The following is a 15,591-nucleotide window of genomic DNA, read 5'->3' on the forward strand; positions in this document are numbered from 1 at the left end:
CCATCCACACCCGCGAAAGGACCGCCATCATGGGCTGGCTCAGCATGCCGCTGTCGTCGATGTTCCCGCACACAGGCCCCAAAGCCTATCTCGACGCGCAATTCACCTACGACAACCGCGACGCGGACGGAAAGGGGAAGGCGCTGCGCGTCATCGCCTCCTCGTGCCTGCGCAACAAGGTCTGGTACGCAGCCGTGGTGCCGTCCACCGATGGCAACGACGAACCCGCCTTCGCGGCCGTGTGCATGGTCAGCTGGAACCCGCGCGCCAAGGACGGATTTGTGTTCGCCTACAAGGATATGACCGAACACGCCGGGCCATGCGAGGCCGAATGCCCCGAGCGCATCCTGTCGCTGCTCGGCGACACCGACGATCCCGGTGCCCTGAACTGGCGCCGACGCTGCCTCGAGCGGCTCGCGACGCCGGTACGCCCGCTCGAACACGGCATGCACATCCGCTTGCCGAGCAAGGTCACCTTCGTCGACGGCTATGAGGGCGACGAGTTCATCGTCCACAAGCGCGGCCGCAAGATCTCGCTCGCGATCCCCGGCAACGGCTACCCGAAATATCGGATCGGCAACCTTCGCAAATGGGCGTGGACGCTCGTGCCGCCCAAGCCCGAAACCCGCGTCCACAAGACGGTGTTCGGTTGATCGCCGACATCCCCCACGTCAGGATCATCGCCATGTCCGCCCCGTATCCCCCCGTCACGCCCAGCCCCAAGCGGTCGCAGCTCTGCAGCCGCGCCCATGCCCAGCGCGTCGCCATGCGGATGTTCGATGCCGGCGCACGCCAGGTCTCGATCGTGCGCACCGGCGATCCGCTGCAACCCTTCCGCGTTCTGCCGATCATCGTCGACGGACCGAACGTCGAAGTCGAATTGCGCTACGCATGAGGGGCGCCCTGCTCCTCGGCATCGCCGCGCTCGCCGCCTGCGGGGCAGGGGAACCCCAAGGCCGCGACGGGGCGACGATCACCGGCGAGGGGCGGGCGATCGACGGCGACACGGTCTCGGTCGATTTCCGCCTGTCGGGGGCCGACGCCTTCGAGCGCAAGCAGATGTGCTCGAAGGACGGTGCCTGCTATCCGTGCGGCAAGTTCGCGCAGGATTCCGCCTCGCGTATCCTCAAGAGCAGTGTCGCCACGATCCGCATGACCGGCGCGAGCAGCTACGGCCGTCCGATCGCCATCGTCACGGTCGACGGCTACGACCTGGGCGAGCAACTGATCCTGCAGGGTCTGGCGGTGCCGGCGACGCAATATCTGCGCGGCGATCCGCAGCGCGCCGCGCGCTATGTCGCTGCGGCCGAACAGGCGCGATCAGCGGGCCGCGGCGCCTATGCGGGAGAATTCATCGATCCGGCGCGCTGGCGGCGCGGGGAACGGCTCGCGTGCGAGGCGCGTTACTGATATCCCCCCCTGGAAGAGGCGGTCCGGCATGCTCCCTTGCCGAACCGCCTTTTCTTTTTGTCGTCAGCCCTTGAGCTTCGGACCGGGGCCACGATCGTCGGAATCGTAATCGGGTCCCGGGTCATGCGACCAGGACGCGCCGATCGCGAACGCGGGGTCGAAGCGGCCCAACGGACCATCCGGCTCGGCCGCGACATACGGATTGACCAGCGGCTTCACCGGCAGCTTGTTGCGATAGATGTGCCCGGCGATGCGACCGCGCGCCTCCAGCAGCTTCTCCAGCCAGACGAGATCGTCGAGCATGGTCACGACGCCCTTGCCGGCGACGCAATAATAGAGGCACCGCTGGAAATCGTCGCACGCGGTGCTGAGGATCGTGGTCAGCTTGACCTTGCCCTCGTTCTCGCCCTCATGAATCCATTCGAGCGATTCCCGCAACTCGCGCGCCGAGAGATACGCATCCTCCGGATTGCTGCCGATGCACGCTCCGGCGAGCATGCGCCGGGTGACGCGAATATCCAGATCGACCGACAATTCGGTGAGCACCGCGTCGAGGTCGAACTCTCCGATAAATTCCGAACGCTTCATGGCCAGCTCCTTTGTTCATTGAACGTAACGTGAACAAAGGCGACAAGGCAAGCATTATGGAGTAGCATCACCACCATGTGGCTCGTCCCGCGCGATACCCGGGGTCTAACCTCCCGCTCGCCCGTCCCCGACGTGGTGCGCGAGGCGCTGGTGCGCTGGTATACCGGCGAAGGCGAGGACAGCGATCACCGCGCGTCGGTCATCATGGTGGTCAAGGCACGCGACCATCACCAGTGGATCGCCTGCGACTGCCTGGGGGAGGGGACGGACCCACCGCTACTCTCGCCGGCCTATCTCTCCGAAGCCGAAACCTATTACCTGCGACGCCTTACCAGTATCCGCCAGCGTCGCCCCGAGCATGACGTCGACTGCCCCTTCTTCCGCGAGCAGGCACCGCCCCGCATCCGCGAGAAAGCGACCGCCACCCCGCGCACGATCAACGAGCCGGACGGGCTGTTCTCGGCGCACCGGCTCGCCCCCGAGAAACTGGCGCAGCTGCCCGACGACAGCGAACCCGACGATCGCACCCGCGGCGTCGCGATCCCGCGCCTCGCGCGGCTGCTGTGGCAGCTGATGGAAATGGCGCAGGTCAACGTCGTCGAGCCGCTTGAGGTCGGCGAGCCGCGCACCACGTCGATGGCGAGCGAATTCGCGGCGATGCGCGCCGCGGCCGAACGGGTCCAGATCGCACCGGGTATCCCGCTCGCGCGCCATCTCTACACCCACATCGACCCCTACGAACGCGGCATCGTATTCGCGAAACTGCGCGAGGCGGCGAAGAAATGGCCGAGCGAGCACGCCCCGCAGGCCTTCCTCCTCCTGTATGCGATCGACGTCTCCGGCTCGACCATCACGCTTGCCGAAGGGCGCGAGCTGATCGTCAAGAACCGCATCCGCCACATCGGCGTCCACCAGCGCCACATCGGACCGCCGTATCTGGTCCTGGCCGTCGTCGGCGAGCACAACCCGCGCGAGGGCTATGCGTGCCTGCGCGCCTATGCGCAGCCGATCGCGCGCCCCGCCAATTTCGTCGCGATCCACAATCTCGCCGAACGCAAGACGATCGTCGGCCTGCTCGATCTCCAGTACCGGCTTCGCCGGCGCGGCATCGGCGTCGGATTCAAGCGCCTCCTGTTCGACATCGCGACGTCGATCGGCGACGTCCGCCCCGACCTCATCCTGGACCTGCGGGACTTCACCACCGGCGAGGTGATCGAGGCGGCGCTCGAAGTCGTCACCGGCGACAATCCCGATGCGCTGGGGCTGAAGCTGCGCCAGGTCGAAAAGCTGCGTGAGATCGCGCCCGTCGTGACGATCCATGCCGAGGATCTCGAAGGCGATAATCTGGAAAGCGCCGTTCTCGATCAGCTTCATATCGGCTGATACCGAAACGGCCGCCCCGGTTTCCCGAAACGGCCCTCGTCTTCACACCGGAATCTGCGGTCAGATGTTGTCGCCGAGCGCGCCCTTGACCGAGCCCTTTACGTCCTGAGCGGACCCCTTCAGCTTCTGGGCCTTGCCCTCCGCTTCGAGGCTCGCGTTGTCGGTCGCCTTGCCGATCCCTTCCATGACGTTGCCGGCCAGCTTGTTGCCCGCAGCGTTCACCTTGTCGGTTGCTTCACCCATGATCGAACTCGTTTGAGCGATATGTTGATGGGTGAAAACCAGTACCCACCAGCCACGGTTCCGTAATGGCTGGCGTACCGCTGTTCTCCCGGATACTCCTTTCGAGCCCGATCACCGGGCAGGAGATTAGAGATGCGCACAATCGTCGCCGCTACTGCCGCGCTTTCACTTCTCGCTGGTGTCCCGGCACTTGCCGCCCCCTGCAAGGATGCCAAGGGCCGCTTCGTCAAATGTCCCGAGAAGCCCGCCAAGCCCACGCGCTGCAAGGATGCCAAAGGCAAGTTCGCCAAGTGCGGCACGCCCGGCAGCAAACCCGCCTGACCACCATGCCGGACCGGGTGCCCCCGGTCCGATCCTTCGCATCCGGGAGAGAACGCCTGACCAGCTCCGTCTACAAGGTCGACAAGTTCGCCGTCCCTGCCGCCAGCATCGACGCCTTCGTCGCGAAGCTTACCGAGACGCATGCCTTTCTCGACGATATGGAGGGCTGCATCCAGAACCTCATCCTCACGCAGGAAAGCGGCCCGGGCGGCTATAACATCGTGACCATCGTCGAGTGGCGCGACCAGGCCTGTCTCGACCGTGCCAGATCGCTCGCGGCCGAACGGTACCGCGAAAGCGGCTTCGAGCCGGCGACCATGATCGATGCGCTCGGCATCCGGGCGGACCTCGGCAACTATCGCGTCGTCGAGCATTGAACGGCCCTCGGCCGCCGGCGAGGAGACCGGGACGCCTCTTCGCCCGGTAGAGGAGGGGGAGGGATAGCTGTCAGATCCATGAGGGAGATGACAGATGACCCGGTTCAAGCCCAGCCCCCGACCCGACACGACCCCTTGGGACACGCCCGATCGCGCCGACCAGGTGCTGCCCGGCATCTGGCGCGTGTGGACGCCCAGCCATGGCGGCTATGTCCTGTCGGACGAACGCCAGTCCGCGATGCCCGACGCGCTGCGCCGCGACGATCCGTTTTATGAGGAAGACGTCGATTACGCGCTGGTACTCTACGCCTTCGGCAGCGAGTTTCGCCGCTTACCCATCCCCGGCATCGCGCTGCAGGTCGAGAACGCGCGCCGGTCGGTGCGCTGCTGGCATCCCGACCGCTGGACCGCGCTGACCGGCGAGGACGTGCCGGTCCACGACAGCCACGTCGTTCGCCGCCGCGCCGCCTATCAGGCGATCATCGGCCAGTATGAGAGTGTCTCGGCGTCGGGTTCCTGGGCGGACTGGGTGCCCGAGGGCAAGGTCGGCTGCGTCTTCCGCCGCGTTGTCAGCGTCGATGCGCTCGGCTTCGCGCGCCACGAGGGCGCGCCGATCCACGGTCTCGTCGACAAGGACCGTTACGAACGCCGCCAGATGCCCGAGACGTTCGAGAGCCTGGACGCGGTCCGCGTCGAGAGCACCGCACCGATCTCCAAGCAGGTCGACGCGAGCGCGCTCGCGCACCTCCTCCCCAGCGCCTGAAAGGACCGCCACGATGAGCGTCTATCTCTATCTGTTCCACGGCCGCGCCACGCCCGACGAGGACGTCGAAGACTGGGGCTGCGAAGGCCCCGCGATCGGACCGCTCGACTATATCCACACCACCTATGGCAGCGAGGTGAAGATCCGCGGCGCGAAGGCGGTCCTGGAAAAGTTCTTCCCGAATTCGGAAATCCATTTCCACGAGGGCTATGGCGAACACGCCATCCAGCTCGCCGGCGACTGTCTTCCGCACGACGGCAAATTCTACGGTGACTGGTCGATCTGCACCGAGGATCGCCTCCGTTTGCCCGCCGCCTCGCGGATCAAGCCGGTGTGCGACGAGTGCGGCAGCGACAACGTCACCAAGGACGCCGTCGCGGTGTGGGATGAGGCCGAACAGGCCTGGGTGCTGCTCAGCACCTACGATTCCACCACCTGCCAGACCTGCGAGCGCGAGAGCGACGACATGCTCGAATGGCGGACGCTCGACGGTGCGCCCGCTCCCGATCCCGACGCTCCCGCCGTCCCTACCAACGACCCGGCGCCGCCCGATGCCGATGCCGCCTGACCCGGAGGACCGCGCCATGACCTGTGTTACCCCGATCCGCGCGCCCGAGGCCGCGGACAATCGCGTACCGCTGGGCCATCATTCGACCGGCACGCTCAGCCTTGACCTCGATCGCCTGCTTGCCGGACGCCTGCTCATCCAGGGCAGCTCCGGGGCGGGCAAGAGCAGGACCTTGCGCCGGATCATCGAGGAGGCGTTCGACTATACGACGCTTGCGATCGTCGACCCCGAGGGGGAATTCGAGAACCTCGCCCGCCATATCGGCGCGACCACGATCCGCGCGGTCGAACTCACCGCCGACGGGCTGACGGCCGCGGCGACGCGCAGCCGGCGACATCGGCTGTCGATGCACATCGACCTCACCGACCTCGATCCCGACCAGCGGATCATCAAGGCAGCCGCGTTCTTTGCCGGCCTGGTCGGCGCACCGCGCGAGGACTGGGCGCATACCATGCTGGTGTGCATCGACGAGGGCCATCTGCTCGCACCGCATGTCGCCGGTTCCGCGCTCGATGCCGATGCCCGCCGGCTCGGCGTCGCCACCCTGACCGACCTGTGCGCGCGCGGCCGCAAGCGCGGTCTCGCCCCCGTCATCGCCACCCAGCGCCTCGCGAAGCTCTCCACCTCGGTCGTGTCCGAGCTGCAGAACGTGCTGGTCGGGCTCAACGTCTTCGACCGCGACATCGCGCGCGCGGCCGACCTGCTCGGCTTTCCCGCGCGTGACGCCGACCTGCTGCGCAACCTCGCCCCCGGCGATTTCTTCGCGATGGGTCCGGCGCTGTCGGCAACCCCGGTGCTGGCGCATATCGATCCCACCATCACCGAACATCTCGGCAAGACCCCGGAACTGCGTGCCGCCGCGTCCGTCGATGCCGACGAGGCGGCGAAGCTGCTCGATCTCGCGGGCCTGGCCGAGGTCGCGGACCACGGCCCCGCCATCGCCCTCAAGGGCACGCGCGCGCTCGACGCGTTCCTGCTCGATCCCGCTGCGACCGACGCGGCCGCGATCATGGACGCGCTGAAGCGCATCTCCCCCAACGCCAGCACCGCGCGCGACCTCGCACGGCACCTGTCGCTCGACGCCGAGCGCACCGACCGCGCGCTCAACCTCCTGTCGGCGATCGCCGCGGTCGACACCATGCCCAAGGGCGACGACCGCATCGCCCGCCTGCATGCACGGCTGCGCGCGCGGCTGAGCGACGTCGCCGTGGTGTCGCTGTGACCGACCTCGCGCCCGATATCGTCGAGCTGGTCGCGTGTCCGAAGCTGCCCGAGCCGTGCGGGCGCCTGCGCGAGATGCCGTTCCGGCACGATGCCTGGACCCCCGACGAGATCGCCACGGTCGAACGCATGTTCTGCGACGACGCCGCGATCGACGACATCGTCGCCGCGCTCGGTCGCGGCCGCGCCGGCGTGCGCGACAAGATCGCCAAACTGGGCCTGCGCCGCAATTCGTCGCGTCCGTGGTCGACCGACGAAGACGCATGGCTCACCCGCGAATATGGCCTTCGCCCCACGGCCGATCTCGCTGGAGATCTCGGCCGCGCCTGCACCAGCGTCTATGCCCGCGCGGGCGTGCTCGGGCTGACCGAAGGAAATCCTCCAAAATGGAGCGACTGGGAGGATGCCCAGCTGCGCGCCGGCTACGCGCAGGCGATCCCGATCGCACAGATCGCCACGCTGATCGGACGCCCGCTGTCCGGCACCGCGACCCGTGCCAACGCGCTCGGTTTGCGCCATCCCAACAAGCCCGCTGACTGGACCGAGGCCGAGGCGACGCGGGCGCTGACGCTGGCCGGGGAGGGGCTTCGTTATATCGCGATCATCGACATTCTCGCCACAGAGGGCTTTCCGCGCAGGACCAAGGCTGGCTTCGGGCCGCACCTGCGCAAGCTCGGCTATGGCCGGGGATGGGGCCGCAACTGGACCCCTGACGAAGACACACTGCTCATCCGCGCCTATGCCGACGGGGCAAGCCTGACCCCGCTCACGACCAGGCTCGGCCGCACGAAATGCTCTATCCGCTGGCGCGCCGACTATCTCGGGTTGCGCGGCACACATGCCAACCGCGACGGGTTCCGGGGCGGGCCGGTGTGGAGCGACAATGATCTGGAAAGGCTGCGCGACCTTTACGGCACGATGCCGATGGACGCCCTGGCGACGAAGATGGGTCGCACCAAGGCTTCGCTGTTCACGCGCGCGAACATCCTCGGCCTTGTCCACGGCTATCACCGGAAATGGACCGAAGAGGAGATCCGGGCGCTGCGCATCGCGCACGACTTCGGCGTCGCGCTGCCTGATGTTGCGGCAGCGATCGGCCGCAAATATCCAGCGGTCCACAAATATGCCGAAAAGCACGAGCTTCGCTTCTCGCGTCGCCCGCGCCGCGCAGCCCCCTGGACGCTCGCCGAAATTATCGCGCTCGATCCTTCGGGAACGGGCGTCACCGACCATGTTGCCATCCCCGGCACAATCGATGAGGAAAAGCCATGACGCCGCTTCGCCTCGCCCGCGATATCGCAACCGGCGCGCCGATCGACCGCGACACCCGGCGTGCCCGCCTCCTCGCGGCGCGGCGCTATGCGATCAACTCGGTCCCGCGTCGCGGTATCCTCAGCGGTCACTGGGACGCGGGCACCGTGGTCGGCGCGTTCCGCGACGGCAAGGCAGGCTGACCAGGGCTCGGCCCGATGCGCCGATGAAGGAGAGAGGGAGCGGGGAGGGAAGGCGTGACGGACGCCTGAGCCCTTTTCCAGGAGCGCACTCCCATGATTCCCGCCACCATCGCGACCGCGGTCGCCCCCGAGACGATCGCCAAGGTCACGCGCCTGTTCAACAATACCGCGTTCGACGTCATCTGCGAACTCCTCCAGAACGCGCGCCGCGCCGGTGCGACCGGCGTCGCGCTCGCGCTGAACGGCGCCGGCGCCGAGCACTTCCTGCACATCACCGATGACGGCCACGGCATCGCCGATCCGGTGAGCATCGTCACGCTCGGCCGCTCGGGCTGGTCCGACGAGACGCGCCGCGCCGAAGATCCCGCCGGCATGGGCGTGTTCAGCCTCGCAGGCCGCGACGTCATCATCCGCTCCTTCTCGAAACCCGACCGCCAGGGCTGGATGGCGCATATCCCGGCCTCGGCGTGGGAGACGAGCCGCCCAATCGCGATCGAACCCGATCCGATCATGCGCGGCACCGCGATCACCGTGCGCGTGCCCGACGAGTGGCTGAAGACGCTCGAGCGCGACGTGGCCCGCGCCGCCAAACATTATCCGGTTCCCGTGACCTGGAACGGCGCGGTCCTTCCGCAGGAGGACTGGCTGAAGGACGCGGTCCATGTCGAGGAATGGTACGGCGTGCGCATCGGCGTGTTCCAGAAACACCCCTCGCATTATTCCTCGCGCGACGGACGCCTCAACTTCCACGGGCTGACCATCCCGTGCGACCTGCCGTATGTTCAGGAAGTCGACCGGGGCGGCCACTGGATCGCGCGGGTCGACATCTTCGACGCGCCGCAAATCCAGCTCGTCCTCCCGGCGCGCAAGGAAGTGGTCGAGAACACCGGCATCGCCGCCCTGCGCGATGCGGTCCGGCTCGCGATCTACCGCGCGATCGAGGCCGCGGGGACGCACCGGCTGTCGGCGCATGACTGGCGCGAGGCGCGCTCGCTCGGTATCGCACTACCCGAAGCCGAGCCCTATCTGTTCGCATGGACCGCCTATGCGGCCGACAGCTCACGCAACTACGAGAGCGGCGCACGCGTGACCGACACCGGCATGGTGCTGATGCCCGACTTCGATGCGCTGATCGGCCAACCCGCGCAGGCGGCGATCGCGAAGCATAATCCGTTCGGTGGTCCGCTGGTCGAGGCCCAGGACGCGTTCAAGGGCTATGGCTGGTACGATATCCTCGCCCGTGTCGAGGATATGCGGTTCCGCATCACCCAGGGCGACCGCACCTTCATCGTCTCCGACAGCCGCGAAGCGCCCGCCGAGGCGGAAAACGGTTGGGTCGAGGCTATCACGCTCGAGGCGACGATGAGCCACGCCGGCGCATTCATCGAGGTATCGACCGACGCGAATGTCGCCTTCGCACCCGACCAATGGTCGTGCAACTCGATCGACGAGACGTCCGTCTTCGTCCGCCGGGGCAGCGAAATCACCGCGCTCGGCGTCGCCGACATCCTCGAAAACGCGATCTTCTATGCCAGCGACGACAGCGATGCCGACAGCTACGATACGCAGCTCGAGCGCTTCCAGGCCGATGCCGCCGAACGAATCATCGGCCTGCTCGAAGGCGACGATGCCGCGCTTGAGAACCGCATTCGCGACAAGCTGGCGGGGCATTATTTCCTCGTCCCCGAGGACCGGACGGTCACCGTCGTCATCGATCGCGACAGGCTCGACGTGACGATAACGGCCCGCGCGGTGCCTGCCGCGCCCGAGGCCGCAGCGGAGGGCGCGTGACATGGCACGCTACAACCACGCCTATACGATCGCCTTCAGCCTCGTCTCGAACGACGACAAGGGTCACGACGTCGACGCGCGCCAGCTGAAGGAGGCGCTGCTCGCACGGATCGAGAACCTCGACGAGGAAGGTAGCTGGGTCGAGTCTGCCGGTGCGCCCTACGACACCTATCTCGAACCGGAGGATGCACCATGACCGGCGCGGCAGTTCCGGTCGTGCCGCTGGCGCCGCCGCCACCAGTGGTGCTGGCCTACGGCATCGGCGTCGACAGCACCGCGCTGCTGATCGAGAAGCACGCGCGCGGCGAAGCGCCTGACCTCGTGCTGACCGCCGATACCTCGGTCGAGAAACCGGCCACTTACGAATATCTCGACGTGATCCGGCCCTGGATGCGCGATCGCGGCATCCGGTTCGAGCTGGTCAGCTATGTCCCGAGGCGATTCAAGCACTGGCCGCCCTATTACGGCATCCTCGAGATGTGCCTGACCAACGCCACGCTGCCGAGCAAGTCGCTCGGCGGGTCGAGTTGCAGCCTCAAATACAAGAAGGCGCCGCAGGACAAATTCCTGTCGACCTGGCAACCAGCGGTCGACGCATGGGCGCGCGGGCAGCGCGTCGTCCGCCTGATCGGCTATGACGCCGGTCCGCGCGACACCGCGCGCGCCAACCATGCGCTGTCGATCGACGATCCGCTGTACGACTGCCAATATCCCTTGCGCGAATGGCGATGGGACCGGCCCGACTGCGTCGCCCGCATCCAGGCCGAGGGTCTGCCGGTGCCCCCCAAATCGGCGTGCTGGCTGTGCATCGCCAATCATCCGGACGAAATCCGCGGCCTCCCGCAATGGTGCCTGCGGCTCATCGTGCTGGTCGAGGCACGCGCAGCCCCGCGGCTGCACACGGTCGAGGGCCTGTGGCGCAGATCGACCCGCGCGCGCCCCGGATCGATGACCGCCTTCATCCGCGACGAACACCTCCTGCCGGCCGACGAGATCGACCGCATCATCCGCGATGCGCCACTCGACCTCATACGGTTCCAGGACGTCGCGGCGGTCATCCCGCTCGGCGAGCGCCCGACGATGGGCGACTGGCTCGACCGCTTCCATGCGGCCTTTCCCGAACGAGGCCGGGGACAAAGCGACGCGCTCGCCGCCTGAAGTCCCCGCCACCATCGCTATCGACCCAACGGAGGATCGTCACATGATTTTGACCGCCACCGAAACGCGCCTCGAAGCCGTGGCCAGGCTCAACGACCGTTGCCGCCAGGGGTTCGACCGCACCGCGAAGATCGTCATGACCCGCGCGTGCCTCGGCGCGCTGTCGAACGGCTCGCTCGCCTCGGAAGCCGTCGCCCAGGCGCATGTCCTGCAGGCGCTGCGCCGCTACACTTTCCCCGCCGACTGTCCCGAACGCGATCGCGGCCAGTTCGAGCTGTCAGGCGAGACGATACACTTCCGTATCGATTATTATGACGTGGCGCTGGAATGGGGATCGGAAGACCCCGCCGACGCCAGCATCACGCGCCGTGTTCTCACGCTCATGCTGCGCGAGGATCTGTGATGCGTATTGTCGGAATGGCCGACAGCTATCAGCTAGCTGGCCGCTAGACGATGACGATCGAGATCATCCTCGGCCTGCCGCATCTCGCAAACGGGCCTATCCTTCAGCGCGCGGTCGCGCTGCAAGCACCGGTGCTGATCTCGGCCAATTGTCTGTCGCGCTGGCGCAAGGCCGATGGCTGGCGCGAGTGGTCGGGATGGCGCACCGGAACGCTCGCCAACGCGCGACCGCTCGCCAGCGTCGACCTCGATTCCGCCGGTTACACCATGATGGTCCGCTATGGCGGGCTTCCCTGGAGCATCGCCGATTACATGGCGCTCGCCGCGTCATGGCCGTTCCGACGCATCTCGTCGGTCGATTACTGCTGCGAAGAGGGCGTTGCCCACGACCGCGAGGAAGTGCTCGACCGCATCGCGCGCACCACCGCCACCAACCGAGAATGCTTTGCCCGCGCCGACGACTTGGCCATCCGCGACCGGCTGATGCCCGTGCTGCAGGGCCGCGTGCCCGACGACTACGTCCGTTCACTCGACGCGATCGGCGGTCTGATCCTGCCCGGCACCGTCGTCGGCATCGGCAGCATGTGCCGGCGACCGATCCACGGTCCCGAAGGGCTGATCGCCGTCGTCGAGCGGCTGACCCGCATCCTGCCGATCGGCGTCAAGGCGCACCTCTTCGGGGTGAAAGGCGATGCCCTGCCGTACCTCACGCCGTTCGCACGCTGGATCGCCTCGATAGACAGCCAGGGATGGGGCGTAGGCGTGCGACAGCACGCGCTCAGGCATCGCATCGCCAAGACCGACGCGCTCGGCGCCGACTTCATGGAACGCTGGTATCGCACGCAATGCGCGCGAACGCTCGAAACACCGCGACACCTGCCCGAGGCCGCGGCGTCTACTCCACCGCCACCAACCGCCGACCCCTGGGAACGCGCGATCGCGCAGGCTCGCGCCGAGATCCGCGCCCTGATCGAGAGCGGCGATCTCGATCACGATGAGATCACCACCGGATGGATCGAGACCTGGGCGGCCGAGATCTACGCCGACGCGGCCTGACGGAGGTAACCCTGCTCACCGACCGCTCCCAGCGCTGGCGCGACCGGCGCAGCTTGTTCGTTGCCGGCGACAGCGTGATCGACCCGCGCCGCTACGCCGTCGATGTCGTCGCCCATGATACTGCCCGCGCATTCCTCGCCGACCATCATTACCTCCCGCGCTATCCCGCCGCCCAGCTCGCCTGCGGGCTGTTCGGTCCGGGCGACCCGGGCAGATCCGCGTTGGTCGGTCTCATCGTGTTCGGCGTGCCGGCGACCGGCGCGGTCATCACCCGGCACACCGGCTATGCCGATCCCGCTCGGGGCTGCGTACTGCAACGGCTCATCTGCCTGCCCTCGGTCGCCGCGAACGGCGAAAGCTTCTTCACGTCGCGCGCCTTCCGCCTCCTGCGCCTCGCCAAGCCCCGGATCGACGCTGTCGTCAGCTTCTCCGATCCCGCCTTCGGCCATTGCGGCGTCGTCTATGCCGCGCTGTCGGGCGCCTATCGCGGCCGCACGAGGCCGCGGACGGTGCTGCGCATCGCCGGCGAGACGATCTCGGAGAGAACGCTGTCGAAGATCCGCAACCTCGAATCCGGCCATGCCGGGGCGATCGACCAGCTGGTGCGGCTCGGTGCGCCGAGGCCGGAGGCGCACGAACACCCCGCCGACTGGCTCGCGCGGCTCCGTGCCGACAATCTGCTCCGCCCGCACCGGCAAAGCCCGCTATTCACCTATTGCTTCGAGCTGACGCGCGACGCCCGGCGCACCGCGCGCGATCTGCCCCGGCTTGCCTATCCGCGCCGGAGCGACGCGATCCGCGAAATCCTCGCGGCATGATCCCCGCGCCAGCGGCGCGAGGGAAGGGGAGCGGGAGCGGGCGGCATGTCACCGACATGCCGGAAGGAGCACCGCCCGTGGATATCCATCTCGCCATCGCCAGCGTCCAGGCCGACGCTGCCCGCATCGCGCGCTACACCGATCGACGCGACCGTTTCCTCGATGCGCTGGACTGGTCCGCGCTCGACGAACAGACCGCGCGCGAGGCCGCGATGCTCGACGATCTGCTCGCCGGCGATCTCGCCGACGCCGCGCTCTACATCCTCTGGCTGGAAGAACGCCTCGCCAGCGGCGAAACCGATGTTCCAGGCGTTCTTCGCTTCTACCCGCACCCGCGCCCCTGGCACGGCGAGTGGATCTCGCTGCACTGACCCTGAAAGGATCGCCATGAGCCGCCACCAGTTTCCCGGTATCGAACCCGGCACCAGCGTCAGCATCGGGTGGGACCGCCCGCTTGGCACCTTCTTCGTCCAGGTGCTGCGCCCGCACCCGCATCTCACGGGTGAGGACGAAACCGTCGCATGGCATGGCGCGCACCCCGGCGAGCTGACCACAGCGGCCGCCGCGGTCACCATCGCCTCACGCTGGGCCGATCTTCCCGCCGATCTCGCGATCACGCTCGAGACCGACCGGCTGATGACCCTCGGCCAGTCCGATGGCGAGGCGCAGATCGCCATCAAGCGCCGCTTCTTCGGCGACTGAGTACCCGACAAGAAAGGGGAGGGGGATGGGGCGCGTCGATCAATGACGATCGACGGAGAGCCCCATGCCATATTTTATCGATCTCGGTGCCGGTCCCGCCGAGGAGGATTGCGCGCAACTCGGCCAGTCGCCCAACTTCGACAGCCTCAACCGCCTCGAAATCGCGGTCTACAAGTCCGCGCTGATCGCACGCTACGGCCCGCCGCCCCCGGGATGCCGCCTCGCCGGCCTGTCCAACCGACACGATTTCGGTCGCTATGTCGAACTCGTCCTCCATATCGAGAACGAGCTCGACGAGGCCGTCGCCGACTATGCGACACGCGTCGAGGAGGGACTCGCCACCTGGCGCGAGGCGGGCTTCACCGCGCCGGTCGAGTATAACGGCGAGACGCCCACCATCGTCCATGCCGATCCGGCCGATGCCGTCATCAGCGCGCTGCTGATTACCCGGCCCGGGCCGAACGGTCTTTTCCCGATCCCGGATTTCGCGGTCCTGCACGGCAATCTCACGCAGGCTTACCCCGCCGAGGCCGCGGCCGCCAACGCGCGTCTCGCCGAGGCCGCGGACGCCTGAGCGCGACCGCACAGAGCGATTTCCCATCATTTCGGAGCATTCCCATGGCGAGCACCTACACCAAGGCCGCGTTCACGCTGACCATGAGCCACGCCGACGCGGCGTTGCTGACCATTGCCGAACAGGCAGTCGATATCCTCGACACCAACGGCGACGATGCCGACCTCGCCCACGAATATGACGCGCTCGATCCCGCGTTTCACGCCGTGTTCCCGGCGAAGGGGCCGATGAAGTTCGAAAGCTTCCTCGAGATATTCGACGATTGGCATTTCCCTTATCTCGACTGCGCGATCGACATCGACTGGAAAGGCGAAGACGGGAACGCGCGCGTATTCTTCAGCGGCGATCAATTCGGCGTCGAACAGGTCGCCCAGCTCATCTTCCGCGCTTGCAAGTCCGCGCTCCCCTGCGGGTTCGCATGGATCTCCGACTGCGACCGGCTGCGCCCCGGCGAGTTCGGAGGCGGCTGCGTCATCATTACCGACGCGGGGCTGACGTTCCACAGCACCCAGGACATCCTCGATCGCGCCGCGCGCAGCGCCGCAGCCGATCCCGACACCCATGGTCACGAGGGTCGCTTCGGTTTCGTGCTCGCCTCGCGCGACCAGGACGGCCACGCCGTCTTCTGGAACAACGACGACGGCTTCGGGGCACTCGCCAGCGCGACCGTGTTCTCGAAAGCCGAGGCCCGCGCACACGATCCGGTCATCGCCAACGACGAACCCGAGTGGCTGGCGCTGCCAGCGCCGCTCGCGGCCTGAA

The 15,591-nt window shown here is 67.3% G+C and carries 23 protein-coding genes; 21 read left to right on the forward strand and 2 right to left on the reverse strand.

All coding sequences use genetic code 11. The features are described 5' to 3' along the window. Nucleotides 1–29: 29 nt before the first annotated feature. From ACM61V_RS22315 to ACM61V_RS22325, 3 genes are read left to right on the forward strand one after another with little or no spacing between them, the layout of a single operon-like run. On the forward strand, nt 30–653 hold the full coding sequence (locus tag ACM61V_RS22315) for a DUF6927 domain-containing protein (protein WP_037447360.1): 624 nt from the start codon (nt 30–32) through the stop codon (nt 651–653). After that, the gene (locus ACM61V_RS22320; protein WP_081873262.1) at nt 650–895 is read left to right on the forward strand and encodes a hypothetical protein; all 246 of its coding nucleotides are present in this window, start codon (nt 650–652) and stop codon (nt 893–895) included. Before ACM61V_RS22315 ends, ACM61V_RS22320 begins: the two co-directional genes overlap by 4 nt. Next, nucleotides 892–1,410, forward strand: a complete 519-nt coding sequence (locus ACM61V_RS22325; protein ID WP_037447358.1) for a thermonuclease family protein — start codon at nt 892–894, stop codon at nt 1,408–1,410. Before ACM61V_RS22320 ends, ACM61V_RS22325 begins: the two co-directional genes overlap by 4 nt. 63 nt (nt 1,411–1,473) lie before the next feature. On the opposite strand, the gene ACM61V_RS22330 is transcribed toward ACM61V_RS22325, so the two are convergent. Next, nucleotides 1,474–1,998 (reverse strand): hypothetical protein, encoded by a 525-nt coding sequence (locus tag ACM61V_RS22330; RefSeq protein ID WP_016510268.1) that lies wholly within the window; start codon nt 1,996–1,998, stop codon nt 1,474–1,476. A gap of 75 nt (nt 1,999–2,073) precedes the next feature. Here ACM61V_RS22330 and ACM61V_RS22335 point away from each other — a divergent pair, with 75 nt between their 5' ends. Beyond that, the gene (locus tag ACM61V_RS22335) at nt 2,074–3,381 is read left to right on the forward strand and encodes a hypothetical protein (protein ID WP_024310648.1); all 1,308 of its coding nucleotides are present in this window, start codon (nt 2,074–2,076) and stop codon (nt 3,379–3,381) included. 60 nt (nt 3,382–3,441) lie between these two features. Here the strand turns inward: ACM61V_RS22335 and ACM61V_RS22340 are convergent, their stop codons facing one another. Further along, on the reverse strand, nt 3,442–3,624 hold the full coding sequence (locus tag ACM61V_RS22340; protein ID WP_024310649.1) for a CsbD family protein: 183 nt from the start codon (nt 3,622–3,624) through the stop codon (nt 3,442–3,444). 132 nt (nt 3,625–3,756) lie between these two features. On the opposite strand from ACM61V_RS22340, the gene ACM61V_RS22345 reads away from it, so the two are divergent. From ACM61V_RS22345 to ACM61V_RS22425, 17 genes are all read left to right on the forward strand, one after another. Then, a complete protein-coding gene (locus tag ACM61V_RS22345; RefSeq protein ID WP_024310650.1) occupies nt 3,757–3,945 on the forward strand; it encodes a hypothetical protein in 189 nt (62 codons plus the stop codon). Further along, nucleotides 3,915–4,322: an antibiotic biosynthesis monooxygenase gene (locus ACM61V_RS22350; RefSeq protein WP_196803788.1), complete on the forward strand. Its 408-nt coding sequence runs from the start codon at nt 3,915–3,917 to the stop codon at nt 4,320–4,322. The genes ACM61V_RS22345 and ACM61V_RS22350 overlap by 31 nt, the downstream gene beginning before the upstream one ends. Before the next feature lie 94 nt (nt 4,323–4,416). After that, the gene (locus tag ACM61V_RS22355) at nt 4,417–5,085 is read left to right on the forward strand and encodes a DUF7007 domain-containing protein (RefSeq protein ID WP_164523912.1); all 669 of its coding nucleotides are present in this window, start codon (nt 4,417–4,419) and stop codon (nt 5,083–5,085) included. A 13-nt stretch (nt 5,086–5,098) separates the two neighbouring features. Continuing rightward, entirely contained in the window at nt 5,099–5,653 is a 555-nt protein-coding gene (locus tag ACM61V_RS22360; protein ID WP_024310653.1) for a hypothetical protein, read from the forward strand. 16 nt (nt 5,654–5,669) lie between these two features. Next, entirely contained in the window at nt 5,670–6,875 is a 1,206-nt protein-coding gene (locus tag ACM61V_RS22365; RefSeq protein WP_010408937.1) for a helicase HerA domain-containing protein, read from the forward strand. Further along, nucleotides 6,872–8,146, forward strand: coding sequence for a hypothetical protein (locus ACM61V_RS22370; RefSeq protein ID WP_024310654.1), 1,275 nt, complete (start codon nt 6,872–6,874; stop codon nt 8,144–8,146). The genes ACM61V_RS22365 and ACM61V_RS22370 overlap by 4 nt, the downstream gene beginning before the upstream one ends. After that, on the forward strand, nt 8,143–8,328 hold the full coding sequence (locus tag ACM61V_RS22375) for a hypothetical protein (protein ID WP_024310655.1): 186 nt from the start codon (nt 8,143–8,145) through the stop codon (nt 8,326–8,328). The genes ACM61V_RS22370 and ACM61V_RS22375 overlap by 4 nt, the downstream gene beginning before the upstream one ends. A gap of 93 nt (nt 8,329–8,421) precedes the next feature. Further along, complete coding sequence (locus ACM61V_RS22380; protein WP_419714754.1) at nt 8,422–10,119, forward strand: ATP-binding protein; 1,698 nt, start codon at nt 8,422–8,424, stop codon at nt 10,117–10,119. A gap of 1 nt (nt 10,120) precedes the next feature. Further along, entirely contained in the window at nt 10,121–10,315 is a 195-nt protein-coding gene (locus ACM61V_RS22385; protein ID WP_024310657.1) for a hypothetical protein, read from the forward strand. Continuing rightward, nucleotides 10,312–11,277 carry a hypothetical protein gene (locus ACM61V_RS22390; RefSeq protein ID WP_126014907.1) on the forward strand — a complete coding sequence of 322 codons (966 nt, stop codon included), beginning with the start codon at nt 10,312–10,314 and terminating at the stop codon, nt 11,275–11,277. Before ACM61V_RS22385 ends, ACM61V_RS22390 begins: the two co-directional genes overlap by 4 nt. Nucleotides 11,278–11,320: 43 nt before the next feature. Continuing rightward, on the forward strand, nt 11,321–11,680 hold the full coding sequence (locus tag ACM61V_RS22395) for a DUF3768 domain-containing protein (RefSeq protein WP_024310659.1): 360 nt from the start codon (nt 11,321–11,323) through the stop codon (nt 11,678–11,680). A 50-nt stretch (nt 11,681–11,730) separates the two neighbouring features. Beyond that, nucleotides 11,731–12,735 carry a DUF7221 family queuine tRNA-ribosyltransferase-like protein gene (locus tag ACM61V_RS22400; protein WP_024310660.1) on the forward strand — a complete coding sequence of 335 codons (1,005 nt, stop codon included), beginning with the start codon at nt 11,731–11,733 and terminating at the stop codon, nt 12,733–12,735. Beyond that, entirely contained in the window at nt 12,690–13,553 is an 864-nt protein-coding gene (locus tag ACM61V_RS22405) for a hypothetical protein (RefSeq protein WP_419714755.1), read from the forward strand. The genes ACM61V_RS22400 and ACM61V_RS22405 overlap by 46 nt, the downstream gene beginning before the upstream one ends. A 77-nt stretch (nt 13,554–13,630) precedes the next feature. Further along, nucleotides 13,631–13,924: a hypothetical protein gene (locus ACM61V_RS22410; RefSeq protein ID WP_010409087.1), complete on the forward strand. Its 294-nt coding sequence runs from the start codon at nt 13,631–13,633 to the stop codon at nt 13,922–13,924. A gap of 16 nt (nt 13,925–13,940) precedes the next feature. After that, nucleotides 13,941–14,255: a hypothetical protein gene (locus ACM61V_RS22415; RefSeq protein WP_010409090.1), complete on the forward strand. Its 315-nt coding sequence runs from the start codon at nt 13,941–13,943 to the stop codon at nt 14,253–14,255. A 64-nt stretch (nt 14,256–14,319) separates the two neighbouring features. Beyond that, nucleotides 14,320–14,829: a hypothetical protein gene (locus ACM61V_RS22420; protein ID WP_010409093.1), complete on the forward strand. Its 510-nt coding sequence runs from the start codon at nt 14,320–14,322 to the stop codon at nt 14,827–14,829. Nucleotides 14,830–14,873: 44 nt separating this feature from the next. Then, on the forward strand, nt 14,874–15,590 hold the full coding sequence (locus ACM61V_RS22425; RefSeq protein ID WP_419714756.1) for a hypothetical protein: 717 nt from the start codon (nt 14,874–14,876) through the stop codon (nt 15,588–15,590). The last annotated feature ends 1 nt before the right edge of the window (nt 15,591 follow it).

This window comes from Sphingomonas sp. TX0543, from assembly GCF_048565505.1.
Lineage (GTDB): Bacteria > Pseudomonadota > Alphaproteobacteria > Sphingomonadales > Sphingomonadaceae > Sphingomonas.

What these genes read in the sequence shown, in the direction of transcription:
- ACM61V_RS22355 (WP_164523912.1), top strand. Translation starts at nt 4,417, where the DNA reads ATGACCCGGTTCAAGCCCAGCCCCCGACCCGACACGACCCCTTGGGAC.
- ACM61V_RS22345 (WP_024310650.1), top strand. Translation starts at nt 3,757, where the DNA reads ATGCGCACAATCGTCGCCGCTACTGCCGCGCTTTCACTTCTCGCTGGT.
- ACM61V_RS22400 (WP_024310660.1), top strand. Translation starts at nt 11,731, where the DNA reads ATGACGATCGAGATCATCCTCGGCCTGCCGCATCTCGCAAACGGGCCT.
- ACM61V_RS22365 (WP_010408937.1), top strand. Translation starts at nt 5,670, where the DNA reads ATGACCTGTGTTACCCCGATCCGCGCGCCCGAGGCCGCGGACAATCGC.
- ACM61V_RS22315 (WP_037447360.1), top strand. Translation starts at nt 30, where the DNA reads ATGGGCTGGCTCAGCATGCCGCTGTCGTCGATGTTCCCGCACACAGGC.
- ACM61V_RS22395 (WP_024310659.1), top strand. Translation starts at nt 11,321, where the DNA reads ATGATTTTGACCGCCACCGAAACGCGCCTCGAAGCCGTGGCCAGGCTC.
- ACM61V_RS22340 (WP_024310649.1), bottom strand. Translation starts at nt 3,624, where the DNA reads ATGGGTGAAGCAACCGACAAGGTGAACGCTGCGGGCAACAAGCTGGCC.
- ACM61V_RS22405 (WP_419714755.1), top strand. Translation starts at nt 12,690, where the DNA reads ATGGATCGAGACCTGGGCGGCCGAGATCTACGCCGACGCGGCCTGACG.
- ACM61V_RS22325 (WP_037447358.1), top strand. Translation starts at nt 892, where the DNA reads ATGAGGGGCGCCCTGCTCCTCGGCATCGCCGCGCTCGCCGCCTGCGGG.
- ACM61V_RS22360 (WP_024310653.1), top strand. Translation starts at nt 5,099, where the DNA reads ATGAGCGTCTATCTCTATCTGTTCCACGGCCGCGCCACGCCCGACGAG.
- ACM61V_RS22375 (WP_024310655.1), top strand. Translation starts at nt 8,143, where the DNA reads ATGACGCCGCTTCGCCTCGCCCGCGATATCGCAACCGGCGCGCCGATC.
- ACM61V_RS22390 (WP_126014907.1), top strand. Translation starts at nt 10,312, where the DNA reads ATGACCGGCGCGGCAGTTCCGGTCGTGCCGCTGGCGCCGCCGCCACCA.
- ACM61V_RS22425 (WP_419714756.1), top strand. Translation starts at nt 14,874, where the DNA reads ATGGCGAGCACCTACACCAAGGCCGCGTTCACGCTGACCATGAGCCAC.
- ACM61V_RS22415 (WP_010409090.1), top strand. Translation starts at nt 13,941, where the DNA reads ATGAGCCGCCACCAGTTTCCCGGTATCGAACCCGGCACCAGCGTCAGC.
- ACM61V_RS22380 (WP_419714754.1), top strand. Translation starts at nt 8,422, where the DNA reads ATGATTCCCGCCACCATCGCGACCGCGGTCGCCCCCGAGACGATCGCC.
- ACM61V_RS22385 (WP_024310657.1), top strand. Translation starts at nt 10,121, where the DNA reads ATGGCACGCTACAACCACGCCTATACGATCGCCTTCAGCCTCGTCTCG.
- ACM61V_RS22330 (WP_016510268.1), bottom strand. Translation starts at nt 1,998, where the DNA reads ATGAAGCGTTCGGAATTTATCGGAGAGTTCGACCTCGACGCGGTGCTC.
- ACM61V_RS22420 (WP_010409093.1), top strand. Translation starts at nt 14,320, where the DNA reads ATGCCATATTTTATCGATCTCGGTGCCGGTCCCGCCGAGGAGGATTGC.
- ACM61V_RS22335 (WP_024310648.1), top strand. Translation starts at nt 2,074, where the DNA reads ATGTGGCTCGTCCCGCGCGATACCCGGGGTCTAACCTCCCGCTCGCCC.